Here is a 23,613-nt window from a genome sequence, read left to right as displayed (position 1 = left end):
TGCTGAAATGCACAAGCAAAACGGAAACCGCCGGCACCCCGCACCAAAAGAAACCGCCGAAACTCAAAAGCCAAGCTCGCCCCAAGTCAGAAACGAGTTTTGCAACACAATCTCTATGATAGTGGACATGCCAGGGTTTTCGCTGCACGTCGGCCCAGGCCCAAGCAGATGCTCCGTCGAACGCACCTTTCGGTTGCAATACACCCGTATTGAGTGCATAATCAAACGATCCAAACTAGAAGCGCCACCCTTGAGCGCGTGCAAGCTGCCTGTTTCGTGACGAGGTAACCTGTACGCATGGGGACCGCATGCCCGTTCTCGACGAGGACATGGTCATGAGATTGTCGCCAAGCTTTGTCGCACCATCGGCCGTCGCTGTCTTGTCAACTGTCTTGCTGTGCGGCCCGGCAGCGTCGCAAACCGCAACGGGCTCCGGCGCCCAGATTCCTCCCGTCACCGTCGAAGCGCCGAAGCCGGTGGCAAGGCCACATGGGCCGAACCCGGCGGCAAGCACAGTGGCATCTCGCCGGAGATCGCCGACCGCTCAAACGTCATCGTCAACCGCTCGAACGCCATCGGCTGCGCCAAATTCAATATTGGGGAGGCTTGCCACGCTGGAGAAAGCCAGCAGCAGTTGCAACGGTGGTTGCGAAACAAGCTTCAAATCCGGGAACGCCCCTTGGGTTGGATGTAGCGAGTCGGGGGGGTATTTTTCAACTTTCTCGGCGACGTGCAGAGACACACTCACCTACACATCCTACGCGGATTGCAAGGAGACCAAAGTGTTCTTGGGCTGGGACAATAATAGAGCCTGGTGGTATTGCACCAGCCTGCTCGCCGGCGGGAAGTTTCAGGTCGCCGAACTCAAGCGATCAAGACGTTCGCGCTAGCCCAAACCTCCCGCACGCTTTCTGTTTCAGTTGAACTTAGGCCCTGATCTCGGCCCACGCTTGCCGAAGGTAGCCTCGCCTCGCCCGCCGGTTGCTGCGCGCGTGCGGCCAGCGGCCACGTCGCCGCTGCCGCGCGACCCAGCGTGATGAACTCGCGCCGCTTCATTTCAAAATCCTGCCCTGATGCTCTTAACGGCAGCGCAGGCAATTTTTTGGCACGGGTCCAAGCGATCAGATGCCCGCTCTGGGGCCATAAGCTGCCTCTCCGTGACCGTCCCTTTTTGCCGCGTCGGGACATTTCTTGCGGATCGTCTGTCAGGGTATAACAGTGCGACGTGGACCTGAGTTGAACCCCTGCAGAGGGTGATTGCGATGGCGTTGACGGCTCTTGATCTCGGCCTCCGCGGTGCGGTGGTCGCGCTATTCCTCGTGGTCTGCACAGTCCTGCTGCTGCGCTACACGACGGTTCACCGTGCAGCGAGCCTGGGTGCCGCCATGGGCGTGGCCGGTGCGGCCTACGCAATTTCGACGGCTCCCTTCTTTCCCACCTGGTCGTTCGGCTGGAGTTCGCCCTTCGTTGCGCTCGCCATGAGTAGCCCTGTCATCCTTTGGCTGTGGGCGCGCATGATCTTCGACGAGCATTTCACGTTGCGTCCCTGGCATGCGGCCATTTGGGCGATCCAGGCCAGCCTCGGCGTTGTGGCTTACAACGGCTGGACCGCCTGGCCCGGCGTTGCAGCAACAAGCGGGCGGCTGCTGGCGGCATTGTCCATCGGGTTCGCCCTCCTGGCGGTCGGCCAGACGGCGAAGGGATGGGGCAAGGCAATGACGACCGCGCACGGCCGGCTGCTGGTCGCGCTGGTGATCGGCATCAGCGGTCAGATCGTGCTGAGCGCCGGCGCAGGGCTTGCCGCCATTCCGACGCGCTCCATCAGCCTGACCGTCGCGTGTGGCCTTGGCGTCTCCGCGCTGATGTCGATCTGGATGATGCTGTTCGATCCGCCCGAGAGTCAGGCGGCCGTTGCCGGCGCGCATGCCGGGAGCGGTGACGCCAGCCGGGTCTCCAGATCGCTCGTGCGCGTCAGTCCGTCGGCGCCGGACCGCGCCTCGCTCAATCGCCTGGAATACTTGATGACGACCGAGCGGACCTACCGGAAGGAAGGGCTGACCATTGGCCTCTTGGCTGCCAGGCTCGGGATGCCGGAATACCGGCTGCGAACGCTCATCAATGATGGACTCGGCCACCGCAACTTCAATGCCTTCCTCAACCGCTATCGGCTCGACGAAGCCAAGGCCGCGCTCGCCGACCTCGGCCAGGCCGAGGTACCGGTACTGACCATCGCGCTCGATGCCGGATTCCAGTCGCTTGCGCCGTTCAACCGCGCGTTCAAGGCCGATACCGGATTGACGCCAACCGAATTCCGGCGAAGGGCTGCGATCGAGGCGCAAAACCGGGGCGTCGAGCCACCAACCGCGCCTTCGAGCTGATATTCGATCCTCGATTTCATAATTCGACAAGCCTGCCGCTGCGCGTTCCGGATAATTTTCCCGTGACGACACGGCTTCGGGACCTCCAATGAGAGACTTTGTCAATGCGGCGCGGCTGCTGCTGCTCGATCTCGCGTCAACCCTTGCTTTTCTTCTGCTGTTCCTGCTGACGCACAACACGATGCTCTCGGTCTGCCTAGGCGTCACATTCGGCGCTGCGCAGATCGGCATCCAGCTCGTCAGCAGGAGGCGGATCGACGTCATGGAGTGGCTGAGCCTGTTCCTGGTCGTCGCTGCCGGCAGCGCGACGCTGTTGACCAATGACCCGCACTTTGTGCTGATCAAACCGAGCATCATCTACGCGATCGTCGGCGTCGTAATGCTCAAGCCTGGCTGGCTAAATCGCTACCTGCCCGACACCGCAAGGACCGTGGTGCCCGACGTCGCGGTCATGGTCGGCTACGCATGGGCGGCCCTGATGTTCGTCTCCGCCGCCGTGAATGGATTCGTCGCACTGACCTGCGACCTCGCGACATGGGCCGTGGCGATGCCAATCTACGGCATCGTGAGCAAGCTGGTTGTGTTCGTCGGCGGATTTGCCGCTATGCGCATCATCGCCCGGCGGCGCATCACAGCCATGCCGGCCACTGAACGCGACGCGCTGCTGGCCGCTGCGGGGCGATGACCTGAACGCCGCCTGCTGATGAAACCAAACGCGAGATTTGAAACCAATAAACTGGATACGCCATGGACAAGTTGATCTTGCTTGTTGGTCTGCTTTGCTATGTGACCAAGGCGGTGGTGGTTGTGAGCGGCCACTTCTCGTCGGCCACAACACCGCGGGAGGTCCGATTTGGCATCATCGCCTCCTATTTCGGTGTCGGGGCGTTCATTTACCTGATGCTGCGGGACAACCACGCGATCGGTACGCTCGTTGCCGCGCTTTCGATCTTCGTGGCGGGCCTCGCGCTCTTCCTCTGGGCGGCAAAGACGAGCCGATCAAAACGTCTGAAACTCGCATTCGACCCGGAAGCGCCTGGAATTGTTTTGCGAACCGGTCCTTATCGCTACATCAGGCATCCGTTCTATGCGTCCTACCTCCTGTTTTGGCTCGGATGCGTTGTCGCCACTTTGCACCCTATCATGCTGCTATTTCTGGTCGCGTTCAGCGCAATCAACATAACCGCCGCCTATCGCGAGGAGCGCTCGTTCGAAACGTCACCTCTCGCCCAGGAGTATATGAACTATCGCAAGACCGCCGGAATGCTTTGGCCAAAGCTTGGAGCGGCGGAGCGGCACCCGGCGAAGAATCCGCAATGTAAAATCAGGATGTGCCTTCTGCCGCAAGGCCATTGCCTTCTCGTGCATTTTCCATCTGCCCCGTCGGCCGGTAAGCCGAGATCAGACCTATGTAAGCTTGAAAGTCCGTGCCGGTCATATTCAACGAGCGGCTACACTGCTCGATGGCCTGCTCATATTGACGGAGGTGCAGGTGTGCAACGCAGAGAAGCCGCGCCGTGATGTTACCCTGCAGGGCGGCCAGATGTGTTCGCTCGCCGTCGAACCGATCTGACCAGACGTCGCGCGCGGTCTGAAGATCGGTCAGCGATACGTTGATCCGCACCTGGTCTCCATTGCGTCTCACCGCGCCGTGCACGGCCCAGCGGATGCCGAGATCCGTCCCGAGCTGCTTCAGGTCGACCGCCTTGTTCCTGTAGGTAAAGGCGGTCTCGCGTCCAACAACGAAAATGGCGGGCGTTCGCGCAAGACCGGTCGTCAACTCTGTCGTGACGGCGTCGGCAAAGTGGTCCTGCTCCGGATCGTTGTTGAGGTTGGCGAAGGGCAACACGACCAGAGAGAGACGAGGCGCGATCTCGGGCCTGACAGTCGGTTGTGCCTGGATCCTTTGAGCTTCCCGAACGACGTCGGTACGGATCGTCTTCCAGACATTCCAATAGCCGATAAGGCCGCCTGCAATTGCGCCAATAGTGGCAACCCACGCCAGCGCCGCGCCGACGAGCTTTATGCGCCCTCTGTGGCGACCCAGCCAGTCATCGAATCGCCGTTTGCCAACGACTCTTTCAGCGGCATCTGGAATCGAAACCGTCGCCCTGCCCGCCTCGCATGCAAGCTTCGACGGTTCTGCGAGGGCGCCTGAGATCACCGCAGCGCCTGGACGCTGATCCTCATCGTGTACAGCGGCAACGAAACGAAAACCCCTTCGCGGAAATGTCTTGATAAGACGTTGTTGGTCGCCGGAGTCGCCGATCGCGCGTCGGGCGGCGTTCAGCCGCGTCGTCAGCGCCGCATCGGATACGATCCGGCCGTTCCAAATCGCGTTGACGAGATCGTCCTTGCTGACGACGCGATCCCTGCTGCGGATCAGATATTCGAGCAGATCGAGAACCTGTGGCGTCGTCGGTACAACATCGGACCCGCGTCGCAACTCGCGCCGGTCGGTGTCCAACGCACAGTCCACGAAGAAATAGCGCATGGCACCATTCCCCAGGGCTAGCCCTCTGTCCCCGGAGAGCGCGGCAACGATCGTCCTGCGAGAATAAGCCCTCGGTAAGGAAAATGTAAGCCGAATATCAAGCGCGCCCGGTGATGGTGTGGCAGCGTCGTGCCGGTCGATCAATCAGCGGAGTTGCCGCGATGAGCTCAACCTACGACACGATTGGATTGCCACGGACCGTCGCACCGGTCAGAACCATCGGATTTTTTGAGAGATTTCGGGTTGTGTTTCGAAAATGGCGCGAGCATCGAAAGGTACACGCGACCTTGTCCGGTCTCAGTGACTGGGAGCTACAGGATATCGGCACCACGCGCAGCGAGATCGACTATGTCGCCTCACACCGGGATACCGACCCCCGGGGGATCCCATCCGGCGAATAGAACCAAAATCTGCGACCAGAGGAGTCGTCGGCAGCTATTGCAAGCCGCACAAATCCGACACGGTGATGATCGCTGCGCAGCAGAATTGACGCTGGCGAGAGCGTAGCGGGTCACGAACCTGGCGCCGCCTGTCGCCAGAGTTCGTGATCCGCAAACAAGCCCACTACCGGCGTACGCCAACGCGATTGACGCCCCCGTTCAAATTAGTTGCGCTCGCCGTGCCAGCCCGGACGGCAGCGCGTGCCACGGGACGCGGCCGGAGCACGACGCCGGCCCTGGCAACGCAACTGGGGGGATAACCAATGTATTGGCAATATACGACCGCCCCGGCGGGTGTCGGATTGAGTGTGATACCCGCAACTCCCAGGAGGAGGCTGGCCGCGATTCCTGCAACTGTCACTGACTTGATCGAGAGGTGCTTGCTCCGGAACATGGTGATCCTCCTCATCGCGCTGACGAACAATTAGGTGATGGGGCCGCGTCAGTGGCGGCTGACGACAACGTGAGCGCCGGAGGCAAGGTGATATTGACGTAGATCAACGGTGGATGGGGCGACGGGCCCGGCGAAGTGCACCTGATCGGGCGGTTGAAGCAGGTCTCGACATCGTCACGGACCGCCCTGCCCTCGTGGCGGGCATGGCGGTCTCGCCCTACCAAGTGGGCGAACGGCCAGCGGCGGACCACCCGATCTCGTCGCGAAGATAGATCTCCGCCTGTTCGAGCAGATGATCGATTGAACCGCTGGCCGTATCGAGCACCAAACGGTCTCGATCCCACGGCTCGTAATGTCGGCTGACTATGTCGTTCCAGGTTGGCAGTTTGAGGCCAACGATGTCAGACGTACGACCTTCTACCCGCTGCAGGTGCAAGGCCACGTTGCTGCAAATCACTTCGATCTCGGCGATGCGTGCCGATCTTTGCAGAGCAGTTTGCCGCCAGCCGTCGCGGCTTGCCAGTACCGGATTTACGCAGTCCGCGACAACCACACCGCCGAGCTTGAGATTTTCAGCTGTCAAGGCGTTGGCTATGGCGTAGCCCATCGGACCGACTTCATGGCCCTCCGCGCGCAAGGTCTGTTCAATGGCGTCGACACGGAGATACGTAGCCGCGAGCCGTCTGGACAGCTCCCGAGATAGTGTAGTCTTCCCGGTGCCGGGAAGACCGCCGAAGACTATGAGCATAGCTGGTCGGTCAATCATGCCTCATCGTCCCTCCATGCTATCGGCCGACGCCCAACCGCGATACCGCTGGACGCCGACGGGCGCCTCTGCTCACTCCTTCTTCGTCCGATAATCCCCGAACGTCGTGTCGCGCTGGTCGAGTTGGGCTTTCACGCTAGCGCCATCGCGGCGGAAACCGGCCATGTAGGCCTTGCTCGCCTCGGTCGTGAAGGCCAGAGCCTGTATCTCGGTGCCGGCGCGGATGGCGGCGCGGGCACCCATGATCTCCATCGCACGGTGCACGCTGCGCTTGTTGAGCTGCTGCAGCTCGACCGGCACCTTGGCAGCGCGCTCGGCGAAATCGAGCGTCTTCTCGTCCAGCTCCGCGAGTGGGAAGGATCGCGTCGCATAACCCCATTCGGCGGCTTCGCGGCCGGACATCGCATCGCCTGTCAGCATCAATTCCATCGCGCGGCGCATGCCGACCAGCCAGGGATGATACTGCATGTCGGGCGGGCTCATCAGCCGCACCGGCGGATAGCCGATCTGCGTGTCGTCGGCGACGTAGACGACGTCGCAGGCGGTGGCGAGCTCGGTGCCCCCGGCGAGGCAGTAGCCGTGCACCTGCGCGATCACGGGCTTGGCGAGATCCCAGATCTTAAACCAGCCTTCGACCACGTGGCGCGACCATTGGCCCGGTCCGGACGCCGAGTGATAGGGCTGGTCGACGCGATTGTCGGCGGAGAGATCATAGCCTGCCGAAAAGCACGAGCCTGCGCCACGCAGAATCGAAATCGAAACGTCGGGATCGCGATCAGCCTGCTCGAGCACCTCGAAGATTTCACTGCGCAAGCGATTGTTCAGCGCATTGCGCTTCTCCGGACGGTTCAAGGTGATGCGCCGGACGCGCGGACGCGGGTCGTCGACGATGATGTGCTGGTAGCTCATGCAGTCCTCCCGATCTCGAGGCATTTTTGCCCTTGCCAGGGTCATGCCCGAGTTCAGGAGGGTTGTCATCGGCGGCTAACGCAGATCACCCCGCCGGCACCCGCGAGGGTGGAAGCTCGGCCGGCCGAGAGCGCGCATTCGCAGAACGCGGACCGGGTGCCCCATTTGGCCTAAACTGCATAGTGCCTCGGATGTAGATCCTCCGCGCCACTCGCTCTCCGTGTTGTGACTAGACAGGCCGGAGATTTGGGCGTGCACATGCCGCTTGGTCACGATGAACGGATCGATTGGCAAGTCACGCAAATCTGTTGCCGAGACACACGGTCTGCCAGATCGCTTCACTTGCCCAATCCCGAACTACAATTTCTGATGCGGCCAGTCGCCAGACATAATGCGGCTAGCGTGACCAAGCCGCAGCATCGGAGCCAAGGAGACAACTCACCTCACAACCAAAAGCAAAATGGAGAGATCGCATGGCAACCAATCTCATCGCTGTTGTGATGCAGTTCCTGACCCCTGACATGATCGCAAAAATCGCTTCTGCGCTAGGCGTTGATCGCAATCTCGCGCAAAAGGCAATTGGAGGCGCCGTCCCCGCTCTGCTTGCAGGTCTCGCGGATGTGGCCTCCACTCCCAACGGGGCGCGCCAACTCTCCAACACGTTGGCGCAGCAGCAGCCTGGATCGCTGGAGAATTTCAAGAGCCTCATCGGCGGTTCCGGTCAGAACACGCTCGTGGAAACCGGATCGAGCCTGTTGTCCGGCCTGTTCGGCGGCGGAGCAACGGACGCGATAGCGCAGTCGATCGGCAAGTTCGCAGGATTCGACGGGGGGGTCCAGCAAGTCGCTACTCGGTATGCTCGCCCCCGTAGTTCTCGGGACGTTGAGTCAACACCAGCGCAGTGCGGGCCTCGATGCAAGCGGGCTGGCCTCGCTCCTCGGCTCGCAAAAAAATCAGATCACCGCGGCTATTCCCTCCGGCCTAGCCGATCAGTTGAGCGCTGCCGGCCTCATCGACAGCGCAGCGGGAACCGTTCGCAGCGGTGCCGCAGCCGCTTCGGCTGCCGGAAGCCGAGTTGCCGACGCCTCGGAGCGTACAATTGCCGGAGCCAGTCGGGCAGCTCAGGCCGCATCGAGCGCAGCATCGTCGCAATGGCCGTATTGGTTGGCCGCCCTGGTCGTATTGGGTGGAGTTCTCTGGTATGCCACCGGGCGCCAGGCCAACGAAACCGTGGCCGACTTGCCGCGTCCTGCCGCAGTGCAGTCCCCGACCGGAACCGTGGGTCTGGCGCCGCCAGATCTGACGATTGGAGGAGTGAATCTGGCGAGCCAGGTCAACTCGTCGATGAGCACCTTGCGATCCGTGCTGCCAACCATCACGGATGCCACCTCCGCCCAGGCCGCCCTTCCCAAGCTTCGGGAAGCAGCGACCCAATTAAATGACGTCGGCGACCTCGCGACGAAGCTCAGCCCCGAAGGCAAGAGCGCTCTTGCCAAGTTGATCGCGGCAGCAACGCCGACCATCAACCAGATGTGCGACAAGGTGCTGGCGGTCCCCGGAGTTGGCGACATCGCGAAGCCAACGATCGATGAGCTTCGCGGAAAGCTCGATACGCTCTCACGCGCCTGATCGTGAGATGCTGTTGGCGCGGTCTGCCCGAGGCGGACCGCGCCAAAAGACAACAGCAGCGTCCGCACTTGCGGCCAACTGACAACTCTCACCCTGCCATTACGCCGCCGCGCTTGATCAGCTCCTTGCCGACGGCGGCGAGATGCACCTGATCGGGGCCGTCGCCAATGCGGATGAAGCGGGCGTAGACATAGGCGCGGGCGAGGAACGTGTCCTGCGAGACGCCGGCGGCGCCGTGGATCTGGATGGCGCGGTCGATGACGCGGGCGGCCATGCTGGGCACGACGATCTTCGCCGCCGCGATCAGGTCGCGCGCGGCCTTGTTGCCTTCGCGGTCCATCTTGTCGGCGGCTTGCAGCGTGAGCAGCCGCGCCTGCGCGATCTCGCAGAAGGAATTTGCGATGTCCTCGCGCACCGAGCCCTGCTCGGCAAGCGGCTTGCCGAAGGCGACGCGCGAGACCGACCGCTGGCACATCAACTCCAGCGCGCGCTGAGCGCAGCCGATCAGGCGCATGCAATGGTGGATGCGACCCGGACCGAGCCTACCTTGCGCGATCTCGAAGCCACGGCCCTCACCAAGCAGAACGTTTTCGGCGGGCACGCGGACGTTCTCGTAGACGATCTCGGGGTGGCCAACCGGCGCATCATCGTAACCATAAGTGAGCATGTCGCGGACGATGCGGACGCCCGGCGTGTTTCTGGGCACCAGGATCATGGATTGCTGGCGATGGCGGTCGGGATCGTCGGGCGCGGTCTTGCCCATCACGATCAGGATCTCGCAATCCTCGTTCATCGCGCCGGAGGTGAACCATTTCCGGCCGTTGATGACGTAGTCGCTGCCGTCGCGCCTGATCGCGCACTGGATGTTGGTGGCATCGCTGGAGGCGACCTGCGGCTCCGTCATCGAGAAGCCGGAACGGATGCGCCCCTCCAAAAGCGGCTTCAGCCAGCGCTCCTGCTGCGCTTTCGTGCCGTAATTGGCGAGCACCTCCATGTTGCCGACGTCGGGCGCCGAGCAGTTGAAGACCTCGGGCGCCCAGAGGATGCGGCCCATGATCTCCTTCACGGGCGCATATTCGAGATTCGAAAGACCCGGGCCGTGCTCGCCCGACAGGAACAGGTTCCAGAGCCCCTGCTCCCGCGCGATCCGCTTCAGGTCCTGCAGCACCTGAGGCGTCTTGTAGCGCGCAGCTTCCGGCTTGACCTGCTCGTAATATAGCTCCTCGACCGGCTCGACATGCGTCCGCATGAACTGGCGGACGCGCTCCTGGAGCTCCAGCGAACGCGCGGAGTGTTGAAAGTCCATGGTGTTCTCCTGTTCGCCAAGGGTGATCTCACTTGGCCTTCCGCGGTAGGTGGAGCGCACGCCTCGCCCTTCGAGACGACCGCTTCGCAGTCTCCTCAGGGTGAGGCTGAGCGGTATTCGCGCCTGTTGAACCTGCCCCCGCGGACTCCGCCCTCATCCTGAGGAGCCCGCGAAAGCGGGCGTCTCGAAGGATGCGCCGTCAGAGACCGCTTCTCAACCTCGATAGCCAGTCTGCGTCTCACGTCCCGCGCAGGAGCTCGCTCGCCACGATCCAGTCGTTGCCGTCGAACTGGAGCATATAGCCGTCCTTGATGGGGCGGAAATCCTGCGGCGTGGTGTTGAGCGTGATGCCGGGCATCAGCAGCGACAGCGGCACGTTCTTCAGGTTGGTTGCCTGCGACATGATGTTTTCGCGCGTAAGATTGTCCTTGCACTGCTTGAGCAGGACGACCAGCGCCTCGGCGACGGTGTAGCCATAGAGGCCGGCGACATTGTTGACGTCGGCGTTGGGCAGCCGCCTCTTCATGAAGTCGATATAGGCCGACATCGCCGGATCATCCTTCGGCTCGGCCACGAACGGCTTGAGCGAGCCGAGCGACAGCACGCCTTTGCCGGCATCGAGGCCCGCAGGAACCATCACGGTTGCCTTGTTGGCGCAGCCGCTGGCGAGGAAGCGCGTCGCCTGCCAGCCGACCTCATGCGCCTTGCGGATCGCCTGCGCGCAGGCGCGCGGCGTCACCGAATAGATCATGAAGACGTCGGCCTTGGTGTTGGCGAGCGTCAGCACCTGGGAATCGACCGTGGGGTCGGTGACCTCGAAGCTCGACGCCATCGCGATCGCCTTGTCGGCCTCAGTGCCGAGCGCCTCCTTGACGCCGCGCAGATATTCCTTGCCGGCGTCGTCGTTCTGATAAAGCACCGCAAAGCGCGCATTCGGGTTCTTGGCGCGAGCATAGGCAACGTCGATGGCGGCCTCGCTGGTGTAGTTCGGCGCCCAGGGCAGCGCCATCGACCAGGGCATGTTGGCGGGATCGTTCCACTTCGAGGCCGAGCTGATCAGGAAGAGCTGCGGCACCTTGTTGCTGTTGAGATATTTTGCGATCGCCGAGCTCGGCGCGGTGCCCATGGTCGCAAAAATGAAGGCGACGCCGTCGCCCTCGACCAGCCGCCGCGCCGCTTCCATGGTCTTCGGCGGCGAGAACGCGTCGTCCAGCGACAGCAGATTGAGCTTGCGGCCGTTGACCCCGCCCTTCTCGTTGACCTCGTCGAAATAGGCCGCGATCACCCTGCCGGTGATGCCGAGCGGCGAGGCAGGGCCGCTATAGGGCATGGTGTTGCCGATCTTGATCTCGGTGTCGCTGACGCCGGGACCGTAGGATTTTTGCGCGGAAACGCGCGTGGACAAACAGGCAGCGGCCAACGCTGCGGCCAGGGCCAAAGCGGCTTTCATGATTTCTCCCCGATGATTATCGTCGCGCGACGTCATGAGGCGAACGCGCGGCGCGCTGCTTCTTGTCAGCGCGTCAGCTCAGCGGAGTTCCGCAAGATGGTCTTGCGTCGAGTTGCTGGTTCATTCGACGCTTCGCTGCGAACCCGTGTACGAGCGCCGCAGCAGGGCGAACACGCTGCCGCCGGTCGCAGCGCCCAGCAGATAGACCACGATGGTCTGGACGGCGAGCGGGAGGCTGAGATTCATCCTGAAGAACGAGATCGTGACAGTCTCGAAATTCTGCGCGGCGAAGATGATCGTCGCCGCGGCAAATAGCACGATGACGGCCAGATAAAGCCAACGCATGAGTGATCCCCTTCCGGGCGAGCCCTAATGGCGTCGCCGCAGGCTGAAGCCCAGGCTGACCCAACCGACTCCCGCCATGACCAGGTCGATGCCGAGGAACAGGCCGAGGATGTAGACGCTGTTTACCGGCCAGCGTGCCACGATCAGCAAACCGAGCAGCAGCGTGATGGCGCCTGACAGCGCCACCCACACCCACGGGCTTTCACGCGTCATGCTGAAGGCCAGGAACAGCCGGACCACGCCCGAGGCGATCAGCGCGGCCCCCAGAAAGAGCGTCAGCAGGACTGCCGCGAGCAGCGGGTTCTCGAAGGTCAGGAAGCCGGCGACGACGTAGAGCACGCCGAGCAAGGCCCAAATCAGGAACTTGCCCCAGCTTTTCAGCTGGAATGCGCCGATGATTTCGAAAATGCCAGCGACGATCATCATCGCGCCGACCACGATCACGCTCGCCACCGTCGCCATCACCACGCTGCCGAGCGCAATGAAGCCGGCGATGAGGTAGACGACGCCAAGGGCGACGATCCAGCCCCATTTGCCACGCACCGCGGCGATGCCGGAGCCGAGGCCAAGATGTTGAGGGGTATCCGAAGCACTTGTCATGACGCCACTCCTGCATGTGAAGCCCGGAGGCACAATTCAGGATAGCACGGGCGTGCGCCGGGACAATAGCCAGCAGAGCAGCCCCCGCCGGCAGCAACATTGACGCAAATCAAGAGAAAATGCGTCTCAGACCCGTGATCGCTCCATCTCGAGCTCGGCCTTGAGATTGTCGAGATCGCGATAAATCGAAGCAATCGCGAGCACACGGCCGCCCTTGCGGTATTTCAGCAGGCAATCCTTTCCGGAAATGCTGCCGTCGATCGCGATGTCGTCAAAGCTCTCGGCATGGCCGACATAGTTGATCGGAACGTCGTAGTGCTGGGACCAGAAGAACGGCACGGCGTCGAACCGCTCCTGCCGTCCCAGCATGTTGCGCGCGGCGGCCTGCCCCTGGCGCTCCGCCACCACCCAGTGCTCGACGCGGATGTTTTGGCCCGAATGCGGGTCGGGCCAGCGTGCGATGTCGCCGGCAGCGAAGATGCCCGATGCACTGGTCTCGAGATATTCATTCACGCTCACGCCGCGATCGATCGCAAGCCCTACCTGCTCGGCGAGCGCAAGGCGCGGCTTGACGCCGATGCCGACCACGACGAGGTCCGCATCGATCACACGCCCGCTCTTCAGCGTCGCGCGCGTGCCTTCGAGCTTCTCGACCGTGTCCTTGAGGTGAAAGTTGACGCCGTTCTCTTCGTGCAACGCGCGAATGAAGTCGCCCATCTCCGATCCGAGAACGCGCTGCATCGGCCGTTCCTCCGGCGCGACCACGTGCACCTCGAGCTTGCGCGCCCGCAAGGAGGCCGCAACTTCGAGGCCGATGAAGCTGGCACCGATCACCAGCGCGCGCTTCGCACTGCCGGCCGCCTTGATGATCGCACGGCTGTCGGCGACGGAGCGCAAGGTGTGGACATGCGGCTGGTCGGCACCGGGGATCTGCAGTTTGACCGGCTCGGCGCCGGTCGCGAGCAGCAACCGGTCGAACGGCAGCTTGGCGCCGTTGCCCAGCGTCACGCTCCGCGCCTCCGGATCGATCGCGAACACATTCGTGTTGAGCCTGAGGTCGATGCCCGCGTCCTGATAGTAGTCCTCCCCCCCGCAGCGGCAGCCAATCCTCCGGCGCGTTACCGGCGAGATAGTCCTTGGAGAGATTGGGCCGGTCGACCGGCATCGCACCGTCATTGCTGAGCATGGTGATGGCGCCGGAAAAACCCTCGCGCCGGAGCATCTCGGCCGCAGCGAAACCGGCGGCGCCGCCGCCGACAATCACGAATTTTTCGGGCGTTGGCGCGCTCCGATGAGATGCTGATGGCTTCGGCGCTTCACGCTTGCGCTCGACGACGATCCGGTCCCGATCAAGCGTGACCTCCCAGACCGCAAGCGCGTTCAGCGCCGGCGGGCGGGCCGCCTCGCCGGTGCGCAAAGAAAAGCAGGCGTGGTGCCAGGGACAGCGGATGGTGTCGTCGACCACCAGCCCATCCGCGAGCGGGCCGTGGTAGTGGCTGCAAGCGGGCTCGATCGCGAAGATCTCGTTGCCGGCATGCACCAGCAGAACATCCTCCTCGCCGACATGACCGAGGAGCTTGCCGTCCCTGAACTCGGTCAGCGACACGCCCTTGGTCAGGTCGGGGCCGCTCGGTTTGCTTTCCTGGCTCATGGACATCTCCCTGGCAGCTTAACGTGCAGCTAAGGATTTGGACGACGGGACGCGCGAAAAGTTCCTGCGATTGCGAAAATCAGGACCGTCCGGCCGCTTTGCGTATGTCGAGCACGGCTTGCGCCCATTCGGCGGGCCGCTCCTGCGGCAGATTGTGGCCGGCGCCGGTGAACACGCGCCGCTCGAAAAAAACCTCGAACTTGCGCGCATGATGGGAGGTGCCGGGGTTGACGCCGTCGCTGTCGCCGTCGATCGCGATGGTCGGGACGCGGATTGGCGGTTGCGCGGCAAGCTTCGCCTCGATCGCGGCATAGGCGGGATCGCCCGCAACCAGCGCGTAACGATGGCGGTAGGAGTGGATGACGACATCGACGAAATCAGGATTGTCGAACGACACCGCGCTCTTCTCGAACGTCGCGTCGTCGAAGGTCCATTTCGGCGACCACATCGCCCAGAGCTGGCGCGCGAAACCGCGCCGATTGCTTTCCAGCGCGCGGCGGCCGCGCTCGTTGTGGAAGAGATATTGATACCAGAGCGCTGCCTCCTCCGACGGTGAAGCCGGCTCCATGGCGCGGGCGATGTTCTGGATGTTGTAGGAATTGCCGGAGACGAGCCCGATCACGCGCTCGGGATTGAGCACCGAGACCACGCAGGCCGCGCGCCCGCCCCAGTCGTAGCCGCCGACGACCGCACGCTCGATGCCGAGCGCATCCATGAAGACCAGGAGATCGGCGCCAAGCGCCGCCTGCTCGCCGGAACGCAGCGTCCCTGGGAAACGAAATCGCGTCGCCCCGTAGCCACGCAGCCAGGGCACCAGCACCCGCGCACCCGCCCGTGCGATGATCGGCGCGGCCTCGGCATAGGCGTTCACATCATAGGGGAAGCCGTGGCCCATGATGCAGGGCCAGCCGTCCGGCGCGCCGAATTCGAGATAGCCGATGTCGAGGATATCAGTGGTGACGGCTTTTTGTTGCATGACATAGTCACGAATTTGCGCACCATCGTAGCACGACCCTATCCGGCTGCTACTTTTGCGGGCCCGACAGCGGGATGTCGCGTTCGGCACGGAACACGTTGCTGTAGAGATTGGCAATCCATTGCCGGCCGATCTCGGTCTTGTTGAGATAGCCGATCTCGGTCTGGATGTGCGGTGCGACGCTGTTCCAGTAGAACTGCGGATAGCGGTTCACGATGTCGGCGGGCGAGTCGTAGCCGAGCTGGCGGTTGATGCCGACCTCCTCGAACTCGTAGTAGAGCGCATTGGCCTTGCGCAGATAGTTGGGATCGCCGAGTTGGCCGATGAAGTCGGCGGCGCGCAGGATCGAGGCTTCGCAATCGTACTCCTGCCCTTCGAGGGCCGGAAAGCGCGTCCCCTCGATAGCGCGGGCGACGCGCTCGCTGTCGATACCGCGGATTGGCGGCAGCCGCCGCCTCACGAAAAGTATCGAGCGATCAACATGATACATCATCAGGCTGGCATCCGAAGCGCCGCGCGGCAGCGACACCTTGGTCCCGGCCTCGTCGATCACGAAGCCGTCTTCGTCATCCTCCGGAAACAGACCGCGGACATAGCCGATGTCGTGCGCAAGACACGCGATCAGGACATGGATGTAGTCCTCCGCCGCAAGGTGCGCGTGAAGATTGCGTCCCATGAGGATCGCCTGGGCGGCCAGCGTCACCAGCATCGTATGCTCGATGTTGTGATAGAGCGCGTCGCTGTTGCCGATGCATTCCATCGCGGTGCGCGTCGAGCCTTCCAGCACCCTGGCATAGGACTCGTCGAACCTGCGACGCATGAACGAGCCCAGCAACTTCTCCAAGGATTCAGCCGCCAGCCTCGGTAACGTCAACATGGATGCAGCCCCGCTTGTCGGTGGTTTCCCACGGCAGCTCCCGACCCTATCATTCTCGCCCTCGACGCACGCGCCAGCATAGCCCATCTTGGGCCGAGTGACCAAACCCCGGGACGAAAATACGTAAATATGTTGCAGTCCCGCTTCGCAACATCACGGTTGCGGTCACGGCCCGTTACTCCTTGGGAGCGGGCGATGCGCGGGGCCAGCCGGGCCAATGGCCGACCATAGAATTCCTTTACAGGGAGAGCCGTGCCAAGCGGGCATCGTTCACACAAAACGGCGCTGAAACTATTCCACCAGCAGCACGTCGACGGCCACGCCGAACTTCTGTTTCGGCGAGCCGACGATGATGCCGTCGACCGGCGAGACGTCGGAAAGACAAGGCGGCGGGATGAAATTGGTCAAGCGACGACTTCTCGTCTGATCCTCGATGTCGTCGCGCACAAGCACCGCCCTGACCTGTCGCCTACCAAGCCCCAACGGCAATCAAAACGATGGTGCTCAAGAACAATACACAAAGGATGGTCGCAGGAAGGGTAAGCCAATCGGGGATCATCGTCGCCTCCCGAACGGTTGTCTCAGAGCTTATAAGCCTCAGGATTGACCTCCACTATGAACCGGCTAACACTTTGCAACCACGCTGCATTTTCAATCTTGAGAGATGAGAGCCATATCATGCCCTCCTAGCGCGAAAGCTGACTCAAGATCGTGATGCGCGGGGCGGACAAGGAAGATCGAGTGACGCCCGGCTAAGCCGCTCCGCGCTAAGGCCGTCAATGATTACTCCGCCGCGCCAGTTCTATAGAACGGCAATTGTCGTCGAACCTACACGCAGGAAAGGCAACATCATTATCTCGCGCGGCCGCGGCGCGATCCAGAATACGCTTGCGACCAATAGGGATTGTCCAAGCACATGGCCGGAAGTCCCGACGCCGACGCTCGACACTGATCCCATGATGTAAACTTGCACTCGAAATATGTGCTGCCACCCCAGACCCATCTTTGCAGGCAAACCGGATATCTGGGATCGTAGGTTTGCGCCGTGGCGGGCACGATTACGGACATTGCCGCACCGCCAAGCAATAGCAAAGGTAGCAGTTTGCGCATCGCTCGCCTCATTTTCGATCGACCATCTTTCCTGATAGACGCACCAACAGGCAAGTCGGTCAAGGCAGGCCAGCGTGCCGATGGGTTTGAAGACATCAGCAGAAAGGGGCACCTGATGACCAGAAGGATCAAATGGTGGGCGGTGATCGGCATCGCGATGTTCATCATCGGCGCGCTGCTTGTGATCCACTACTCGCTGAGGATCGCCGCCCTGATGGGGTTCGCCCACTAAATGAGACAGCGCACCGGAAAGCGATCAGCTATGTCGCGGTGCCGACAGCTAGCGATATCAGCGCGGAGTCAAGGCCGCTAACCAGCTTGCCGATTTCATCGGCGGTCGATCATGCAGGCGCGTGTCGCCCGGATCGGGGAACGGTTGGGAAGGTTGCGCCGGGCTGTTAGCCGCCGGACGGAAGCAAAAACGTATCCACGGACGCAGCTAATCGGTTCGCCGCTTGCACGGCAGCCGGCGTGGACTGCTTTTCGGAAGGCAGCGGGCCGACAGAACTGACTGCCAGCCCAGTACCAGCGGCGAGAACTGCTATCACAATCGCGGTGAGATATTTGGTCCTCATGGCAATGCTCGCCTTTATCGGACCCTCCCCACAAACTAACCGGGCACTCTCAGAAATGGTTCCCTAACGCTGCGGCCGATGTCTTGCGAAATTGCCGCCATGGCGCCCCCCGGGGTTCCTCGTTCCGAATGGAACATCTGCGTCGAGATCAGAAATCTTGGAGGCGGAGGTCTCCCCATCGGCTGTGCAGTGCACAGAGCGTGCTCCTTTCAGAACATTCCGAGCAGGATGAAAAACCCGATCTCGATCAGAAAGGCGGTGCTCATGATGGTGACAGTCAGAAATACGTCGCTCGCTGATATCGGGTCCATGACCAGCCTCGCGCTTTGCGAAGCCCCTACGCTAATCATCTAGGTCGGAAAATGTTTCGGCTTCAAGCGGCAGAACGCGTGTAGTGCGACCGCAGACCTTAGCGTAATTCGAGTTCCCATATCGCCAGAGCCGAAATTTGTGCGGCGTCTTTGACGCCGGATTGGGGTCGTCGCGGTCCTTGACGCAGAGCGTATGGAGCGCTTGCTCGTAAGCAGCTGTGATGCGGCTAGCCTCTTCTGGCCCGATCGTGCAGCCTTGCAATAATCGATAAATAGCCATTTCTTAGGCCCCGCCCATGCGCGGACAATTGTACTATGGGAACCTGTTCACGGCCGGAGAAATTGCGGCCCTTAGGCTGCCGGTCTCAAACGCCTCACGGGTCGCGAGCCCCACGGTAAATTCACATATGATAGAAAGATTTCGGCTCCACCGGATCGGGCAAGTCCGATGCGCGTTGTGATAGCGGTGGCAGGTAAGCCGTGCGCACGCAAGGAGGCTGTGCACCAAGCCGGAGGTGGCAGTCATGACGCCCCCCTTTCCGCCCCAAGACCCTCACCTGATCGAAGCTTTAGAACCAAAGCATTGCCGGGCGATCTGCGGGGTGATCGGTAAAGAGCTTCGGCATAGCCTCACGCGCGACGCCTCACCCGTACCGACGCGCTTGCGAAAATTGGTCGATCGACTTGCCGAACTGGAAGGTGACGCGCCTCTAATCATTCCCGACTGCGAAGACGAACGAGCTGCCCGGGAACGCCCGAAGCGGGGGCTGAGGCTTTGGTGGTTCCACCGGGGCCCATAAACCGGCGCGGGGCACCGCCCGGCATCCGCATATTCGGCACCAGCCGCGGAGGTCTTACGCGGCCGATGTCAGCCGCTGCAGGAACTGCGTCACCTCGCGCCTGAGCGTCTCGACCTCGCCATGGACGCGTTCGGAGGCGCTGTTGACGCGGCTCGCGACGCGCCCCGTGTCAGCGGCGGCTTCGCTGATGCCGGTGACGTTGGAGGAGACCTGCGAGGTGCCGGCGGAGGCTTCCTGCACGTTGCGGGCGATCTCGCGGGTTGCGAGCCCCTGCTGCTCGATCGAAGTCGCGATCGATGCGGTGATCCCGTTGATCTCGGTGATGGTCTGCGCGATCGCCTCGACGGCCGCGACCGAATTCGTCGTCGATTGCTGCATCTCGCCGACCTTGGCGCTGATCTCCTCGGTCGCCTTCGCGGTCTGGTTGGCGAGGCTCTTGACCTCGGACGCCACGACCGCAAAGCCGCGGCCGGCCTCACCCGCGCGGGCCGCCTCGATGGTGGCGTTGAGCGCCAGCAGGTTGGTCTGCTCGGCGATCTCGCTGATCAGCTTGACGACGTCGCCGATCCGGAGCGCCGCGTCGGCAAGCGTGCGGATCTCGCTGCCGGCGCGATTGGCCTCGTTCACCGCGCGGCCCGTGCTTGCAGTCGAGCCGGTCACCTGGCGGCCGATATCGGCAATCGAGGATGCGAGCTGCTCGGCGGCGCTGGCGACGGTCGCGACATTGCGCGAGGCCTGGTCGGAGGCGCTGAGCACGCCGGAGGTCTGCCGGCTGGTCTTCTCCGCCGCTGCCGCCATCTGGCCGGCGTCGGACTCAAGATCGGTCGCCGCGCCCATGAGGGTGCCCGCAACCTCGTCGAGATGCGTGCCGAACTGCTTTGCGAGACCGGCAATCTCGACGACGCGGCGGCCGAGGCTGTCGGTGCCGGAATTGATGACGGTGGACGAACGCCGGAACGAGCCGGGCAATCCGCGCGCCAGGATCTTGCGGAAATGCTTGCCGCGGCTTGCATAGTCCATCGAGGCCGAAGCCTCGCGCACGAAGGCGTCGGTGATGTCTAGCATGTCGTTGACCGACTTCTGGATCGACCCGATCCGCCCGGCCTGCCGATTGCTCAGGATGCGCGCTTCGAGATCGCCATGCGCGGCCTTGCGGCACACATCGGCCACCTCGTCGACGGCTACTGCCGTGCGATGCTGGCACCAGGCAGCGTAACCGAGCAGCACGACCGTCACGCCCTGCAACACCGCGCCGGAAATTCCCGTGACGCCGGTGAGCGAGAGAACGAACGCAACGATAGCAAGAACACACGCGAGCGCGGTCGCTCCCTGCGCCTTAGAGAGAGAGCACAAATTCATCGTAACCGACACCCTGTTGCTTGAGCCGTCCCACCATCGCATCGAAGCTCGCACGCATGCCATCCTTGGCATTGGCATGCCGCGCCTCTTCCGCGCACAGCGTCTTGTAGATCGGCTTGATGCGCTCGATCTGCACGGCTTCGGGCTTGCGACGGTTGGAGTGGTAGCCGACGATATTGCCGCGCTCGTCGAGCGTCGGCGTGACATGGGCAAGCACCCAGTAATGGCTGCCGTCCTTCGCCAGATTGACGACGTAGGCGAAGATCTCCTGCTTGGACTGCAGGGTGTCCCACAGCAGCTTGAAGACGCAGCGCGGCATGTCGGGATGGCGGATCATGCTGTGGGGCGCGCCCATCAGCTCAGCGTAGGAATATTTGGCCATGCGGACGAAGACGTCGTTGGCGTAAGTGATGCGGCCCTTGAGATCGGTCTTCGACACGATCAACTCCTCTTCGCCGAGGAAATTTTCCACGCCGTTTGGCCGTATCGCATGCGTCATCGTTGACGAATCCTCACGAAGGGCTGCGCCCTCGAAGGAGTGGCCCGCATCGATAATGGATTACAACGTGAATCATTAATCATGCGTGACCGCGGGACCCGCACGATCACCTGACGCCTCCGTAGGATTACCTACGGGTCCCGTTCGTCCTGCATATTTCGGCAGCGAGGTGCGCTGCGCGCCATCACATCGTCGCGCCGAGCACCCAGGGCGCGAACTCCGCGCCGCCGAAATCGAAGCTCTCGCTCTTGGTCGGTTGGCCGGAGGCCGTCTTCAGGATCAGATCGAAAATGCGCTGGCCGCACTGCTCGACGCTCTCCTCGCCTTCGAGGATGGTGCCGCAATTGACGTCCATGTCGTCTTCCATGCGCTTGTACATGGGCGTGTTGGTGGCGAGCTTGATCGACGGCGCCGGCTTGCAGCCGAACACGCTGCCGCGGCCCGTGGTGAAGCAGACGAGATTGGCGCCGCCGGCGACCTGGCCGGTCGCAGCGACCGGATCGTAGCCAGGCGTGTCCATGAACACGAAGCCGCGCTTCGTCACCGGCTCGGCGTAGCGCAGCACGTCGACGAGATTGGTGGTGCCGGCCTTCGCCATCGCGCCGAGCGACTTTTCCAGGATGGTGGTGAGGCCGCCGGCCTTGTTGCCGGGGCTCGGATTGGCGTTCATCTCGGCGCCTTCGCGCTCGGTATATTCCTCCCACCAGCGCATGAGATCGACGAGCTTCTCGCCGACCTCGCGGCTGACGGCGCGGCGCGTCAGCAGATGCTCGGCACCATAGGTCTCCGGCGTTTCCGACAGGATCACGGTGCCGCCGTGGCGCACGATGAGGTCGCTGGCAGCACCGAGCGCCGGATTGGCGGACACGCCGGAATAGCCGTCCGAGCCACCGCATTGCAGCGCGACCGTCAGTTCGCTCGCCGGCACGGATTCGCGCTTGACCTTGTTCGCGTCCGCCAGCGCCTCGCGCACGAAGGCAACACCCGCCTCCACCGTCTTGCGGGTGCCGCCGACCTCCTGGATGTCCATCGCGCGCAGGCGGCCGGCGAGCTTCTGCTCCTCCATGAGGCCTCCGATCTGGTTCACCTCACAGCCGAGACCGAGCACGATGACATGCGAGAAATTGACGTGCCGCGCATAGCCGCCGAGCGTGCGGCGGAGCAGCGCGAGCGGTTCGTTCTGCGTCATGCCGCAGCCGGTCTTGTGGGTCAGCGCGACCACACCGTCGACATTGGGGAATTCGGCCAGCGGATTGTCGCCGGTGAAGGGATTCTTCTTGAAGACGTCGGCGACGAGACTAGCGACATGCGCGCTGCAATTCACCGAGGTGAGGATGCCGATATAGTTGCGCGTGGCGACGCGGCCGTCCGGGCGGCGGATGCCCTCGAAGGTCGCCGGCAGATCGAAGTTCGGCGTCGGCTTGACGTCGGCGCAATAGGCATAATCCTTGGAGAAGTCGCCCATGCCGCAGTTCTGCGTGTGCACGTGCTGGCCCGGCGCGATCGGCACTGTCGCAAAGCCGATGATCTGGCCGTAACGCTTCACCGGCTCGCCCACGGCGATCGGCTTGATCGCGACCTTGTGGCCGGAGGGAATGCGATCGACCGTCGTTACGCCGTCGGCAACCACCGTTCCCGGCGGCAGGCTCGCGCGCGCGATCAGCACGCCATCATCGGGATGCAGGCGGATGACTGGGCTGATGGTCATGGGTATCTCCTTGGGTCTTCAAACTATCGTGCCCCGGACGCAGCGCAGCGTGAAACGATGCGCTGCTGAGCCGGGGCCCACGTGTGACGTCATTTGTTCCGCGAGCGACTGGGTCCCGGCTCTGCGGTGCACTGCTACGCACTGCACCGCGTCCGGGACACGAGAGATCAGGCTTTCCCGGCCGAATCCTTGCGGGTCTGGTTGACCTGCATCTTGGCGTAGGTCGCCATCAGGCCGACCTCGTTCGACAGCGTCACCAGCTTGAAGCCCATGTTGATGGCGCGCGCCGCGCCTTCGGCGCCGCTGCAATGGATGCCCGGGTTGAGGCCGCGCTTGCCGCACTCCTTGATGATCTTCTCGTAGATCGCAAGGATTTCGGGCTCGCTGCGATCGAGCTTGGGCTCGAGGCCGTAGGAGAAGCCGAGATCGGACGGGCCGATATAGACTCCGTCGATGCCCTCGACGTCGAGGATCGCTTCCATGTTCTCGACCGCGGTCCTGGTCTCCATCATCGGCAGCAGCACGATCTCGTCGTTGGCCGTCTTCTGGTAGGAGCCCGCGGTGCCGTACATGCCGGCGCGGATCGGGCCGTTGGAGCGCACGCCCTTCGGCGGGTACTTGGAATAGGAGACGAGGTTCCGGGCTTCCTGCGGCGTGTTGACCATCGGGCAGATCACGCCATAGGCGCCGCCATCGAGCACCTTGCCGATGATGCCGGGCTCATTCCAGGGCACGCGGACCATCGGGGTCACCGGATGCTTGTCCATGGCCTGGAAGCACTGCACCATCGACAGATAGTCCTGCACGCCATGCTGCATGTCGACGGTGACGCTGTCGAAGCCGCATTGCGCGACCATCTCGGCCGAGAAGCCCGAGGGAATCGCCAGCCACGCGTTGACCACGGCCTTGCCCGACTTCCAGATTTCCTTGACCTTGTTCGCCACGTTGCCTTCCTTCTTTGTTGTTTGGACCGTCGCTGCCACGCCGAGCGCCACGACGGGACAACCCCGTTGTTACCGCCAACCGGATCGCCGCG

21 protein-coding genes and 4 pseudogenes are annotated in these 23,613 nt (G+C 62.7%); 7 read left to right on the top strand and 18 right to left on the bottom strand.

Annotated elements, in window-relative coordinates:
* Positions 1-544: 544 nt before the first annotated feature.
* Positions 545-748, bottom strand: coding sequence for a hypothetical protein (locus AC629_RS47095; RefSeq protein ID WP_168195585.1), 204 nt, complete (start codon positions 746-748; stop codon positions 545-547).
* Between the two features lie 514 nt (positions 749-1,262).
* Between AC629_RS47095 and AC629_RS25320 the strand changes: the two genes are divergently transcribed.
* The 3 genes and pseudogenes from AC629_RS25320 to AC629_RS50700 all read left to right on the top strand — a co-directional run.
* On the top strand, positions 1,263-2,378 hold the full coding sequence (locus tag AC629_RS25320) for an AraC family transcriptional regulator (RefSeq protein WP_084807652.1): 1,116 nt from the start codon (positions 1,263-1,265) through the stop codon (positions 2,376-2,378).
* A gap of 88 nt (positions 2,379-2,466) precedes the next feature.
* On the top strand, positions 2,467-3,063 hold the full coding sequence (locus AC629_RS25315) for an inner membrane-spanning protein YciB (protein WP_084807651.1): 597 nt from the start codon (positions 2,467-2,469) through the stop codon (positions 3,061-3,063).
* A gap of 62 nt (positions 3,064-3,125) precedes the next feature.
* Positions 3,126-3,572, top strand: a pseudogene (locus AC629_RS50700) (methyltransferase family protein); the annotation flags it as partial.
* 130 nt (positions 3,573-3,702) lie between these two features.
* Here the strand turns inward: AC629_RS50700 and AC629_RS50695 are convergent.
* Complete coding sequence (locus AC629_RS50695; RefSeq protein WP_084807649.1) at positions 3,703-4,872, bottom strand: winged helix-turn-helix domain-containing protein; 1,170 nt, start codon at positions 4,870-4,872, stop codon at positions 3,703-3,705.
* Between the two features lie 113 nt (positions 4,873-4,985).
* Between AC629_RS50695 and AC629_RS49930 the strand changes: the two genes are divergently transcribed.
* Entirely contained in the window at positions 4,986-5,273 is a 288-nt protein-coding gene (locus AC629_RS49930) for a DUF1127 domain-containing protein (RefSeq protein WP_349531244.1), read from the top strand.
* A 163-nt stretch (positions 5,274-5,436) separates the two neighbouring features.
* On the opposite strand, the gene AC629_RS48970 is transcribed toward AC629_RS49930, so the two are convergent.
* The 3 genes from AC629_RS48970 to AC629_RS25285 form a co-directional block, all read right to left on the bottom strand.
* Positions 5,437-5,706, bottom strand: coding sequence for a hypothetical protein (locus AC629_RS48970; protein WP_084807655.1), 270 nt, complete (start codon positions 5,704-5,706; stop codon positions 5,437-5,439).
* 217 nt (positions 5,707-5,923) lie between these two features.
* A complete protein-coding gene (locus AC629_RS25290; RefSeq protein WP_210419112.1) occupies positions 5,924-6,472 on the bottom strand; it encodes a P-loop nucleotide/nucleoside kinase family protein in 549 nt (182 codons plus the stop codon).
* A 72-nt stretch (positions 6,473-6,544) separates the two neighbouring features.
* The gene (locus AC629_RS25285) at positions 6,545-7,381 is read right to left on the bottom strand and encodes an enoyl-CoA hydratase-related protein (protein WP_084807646.1); all 837 of its coding nucleotides are present in this window, start codon (positions 7,379-7,381) and stop codon (positions 6,545-6,547) included.
* A gap of 473 nt (positions 7,382-7,854) precedes the next feature.
* Here AC629_RS25285 and AC629_RS48965 point away from each other — a divergent pair.
* Positions 7,855-8,154, top strand: a pseudogene (locus tag AC629_RS48965) (DUF937 domain-containing protein); the annotation flags it as partial.
* Between the two features lie 391 nt (positions 8,155-8,545).
* Entirely contained in the window at positions 8,546-9,010 is a 465-nt protein-coding gene (locus AC629_RS48960) for a hypothetical protein (RefSeq protein WP_245331994.1), read from the top strand.
* An 88-nt stretch (positions 9,011-9,098) separates the two neighbouring features.
* Here AC629_RS48960 and AC629_RS25275 read toward each other — a convergent pair whose 3' ends face one another.
* The 9 genes and pseudogenes from AC629_RS25275 to AC629_RS25240 form a co-directional block, all read right to left on the bottom strand.
* Positions 9,099-10,316, bottom strand: coding sequence for an acyl-CoA dehydrogenase family protein (locus tag AC629_RS25275; protein WP_084807645.1), 1,218 nt, complete (start codon positions 10,314-10,316; stop codon positions 9,099-9,101).
* Between the two features lie 238 nt (positions 10,317-10,554).
* Positions 10,555-11,766 carry an ABC transporter substrate-binding protein gene (locus tag AC629_RS25270; RefSeq protein ID WP_084807644.1) on the bottom strand — a complete coding sequence of 404 codons (1,212 nt, stop codon included), beginning with the start codon at positions 11,764-11,766 and terminating at the stop codon, positions 10,555-10,557.
* Positions 11,767-11,886: 120 nt separating this feature from the next.
* Positions 11,887-12,111 carry a LapA family protein gene (locus AC629_RS25265; RefSeq protein WP_084807643.1) on the bottom strand — a complete coding sequence of 75 codons (225 nt, stop codon included), beginning with the start codon at positions 12,109-12,111 and terminating at the stop codon, positions 11,887-11,889.
* A 24-nt stretch (positions 12,112-12,135) separates the two neighbouring features.
* Positions 12,136-12,711: an HdeD family acid-resistance protein gene (locus tag AC629_RS25260; protein ID WP_084807642.1), complete on the bottom strand. Its 576-nt coding sequence runs from the start codon at positions 12,709-12,711 to the stop codon at positions 12,136-12,138.
* Positions 12,712-12,837: 126 nt separating this feature from the next.
* Positions 12,838-14,362: pseudogene (locus AC629_RS25255) on the bottom strand (FAD-dependent oxidoreductase).
* A 79-nt stretch (positions 14,363-14,441) separates the two neighbouring features.
* A complete protein-coding gene (locus AC629_RS25250) occupies positions 14,442-15,338 on the bottom strand; it encodes an alpha/beta fold hydrolase (protein ID WP_084807641.1) in 897 nt (298 codons plus the stop codon).
* A 49-nt stretch (positions 15,339-15,387) separates the two neighbouring features.
* Positions 15,388-16,215 (bottom strand): HD domain-containing protein, encoded by an 828-nt coding sequence (locus tag AC629_RS25245; protein WP_084807640.1) that lies wholly within the window; start codon positions 16,213-16,215, stop codon positions 15,388-15,390.
* A 291-nt stretch (positions 16,216-16,506) separates the two neighbouring features.
* Positions 16,507-16,593 (bottom strand): annotated as a pseudogene (locus tag AC629_RS45600) (transglutaminase family protein); the annotation flags it as partial.
* Positions 16,594-17,067: 474 nt separating this feature from the next.
* Positions 17,068-17,283, bottom strand: a complete 216-nt coding sequence (locus tag AC629_RS25240) for a DUF3551 domain-containing protein (protein WP_349531243.1) — start codon at positions 17,281-17,283, stop codon at positions 17,068-17,070.
* Between AC629_RS25240 and AC629_RS47090 the strand changes: the two genes are divergently transcribed.
* A complete protein-coding gene (locus AC629_RS47090) occupies positions 17,261-17,557 on the top strand; it encodes a hypothetical protein (RefSeq protein WP_168195584.1) in 297 nt (98 codons plus the stop codon). The genes AC629_RS25240 and AC629_RS47090 overlap by 23 nt on opposite strands.
* Before the next feature lie 1,508 nt (positions 17,558-19,065).
* On the opposite strand, the gene AC629_RS25225 is transcribed toward AC629_RS47090, so the two are convergent.
* The 4 genes from AC629_RS25225 to AC629_RS25210 form a co-directional block, all read right to left on the bottom strand.
* Positions 19,066-20,370, bottom strand: a complete 1,305-nt coding sequence (locus AC629_RS25225) for a methyl-accepting chemotaxis protein (protein WP_084807637.1) — start codon at positions 20,368-20,370, stop codon at positions 19,066-19,068.
* Positions 20,348-20,869: a PAS domain-containing protein gene (locus AC629_RS25220; protein WP_084807636.1), complete on the bottom strand. Its 522-nt coding sequence runs from the start codon at positions 20,867-20,869 to the stop codon at positions 20,348-20,350. The genes AC629_RS25225 and AC629_RS25220 overlap by 23 nt, the downstream gene beginning before the upstream one ends.
* Before the next feature lie 184 nt (positions 20,870-21,053).
* Positions 21,054-22,577, bottom strand: a complete 1,524-nt coding sequence (locus AC629_RS25215) for a UxaA family hydrolase (protein WP_074119755.1) — start codon at positions 22,575-22,577, stop codon at positions 21,054-21,056.
* Between the two features lie 167 nt (positions 22,578-22,744).
* Positions 22,745-23,521, bottom strand: coding sequence for an HpcH/HpaI aldolase family protein (locus tag AC629_RS25210; RefSeq protein WP_074119756.1), 777 nt, complete (start codon positions 23,519-23,521; stop codon positions 22,745-22,747).
* Positions 23,522-23,613: the final 92 nt, after the last annotated feature.

Origin of the sequence: Bradyrhizobium sp. NAS80.1, from assembly GCF_001908205.1 — a bacterium.
Lineage (GTDB): Bacteria > Pseudomonadota > Alphaproteobacteria > Rhizobiales > Xanthobacteraceae > Bradyrhizobium.
Note: the sequence above shows the minus strand (reverse complement) of the source record. Positions and strands in the feature narration are given on the sequence as shown.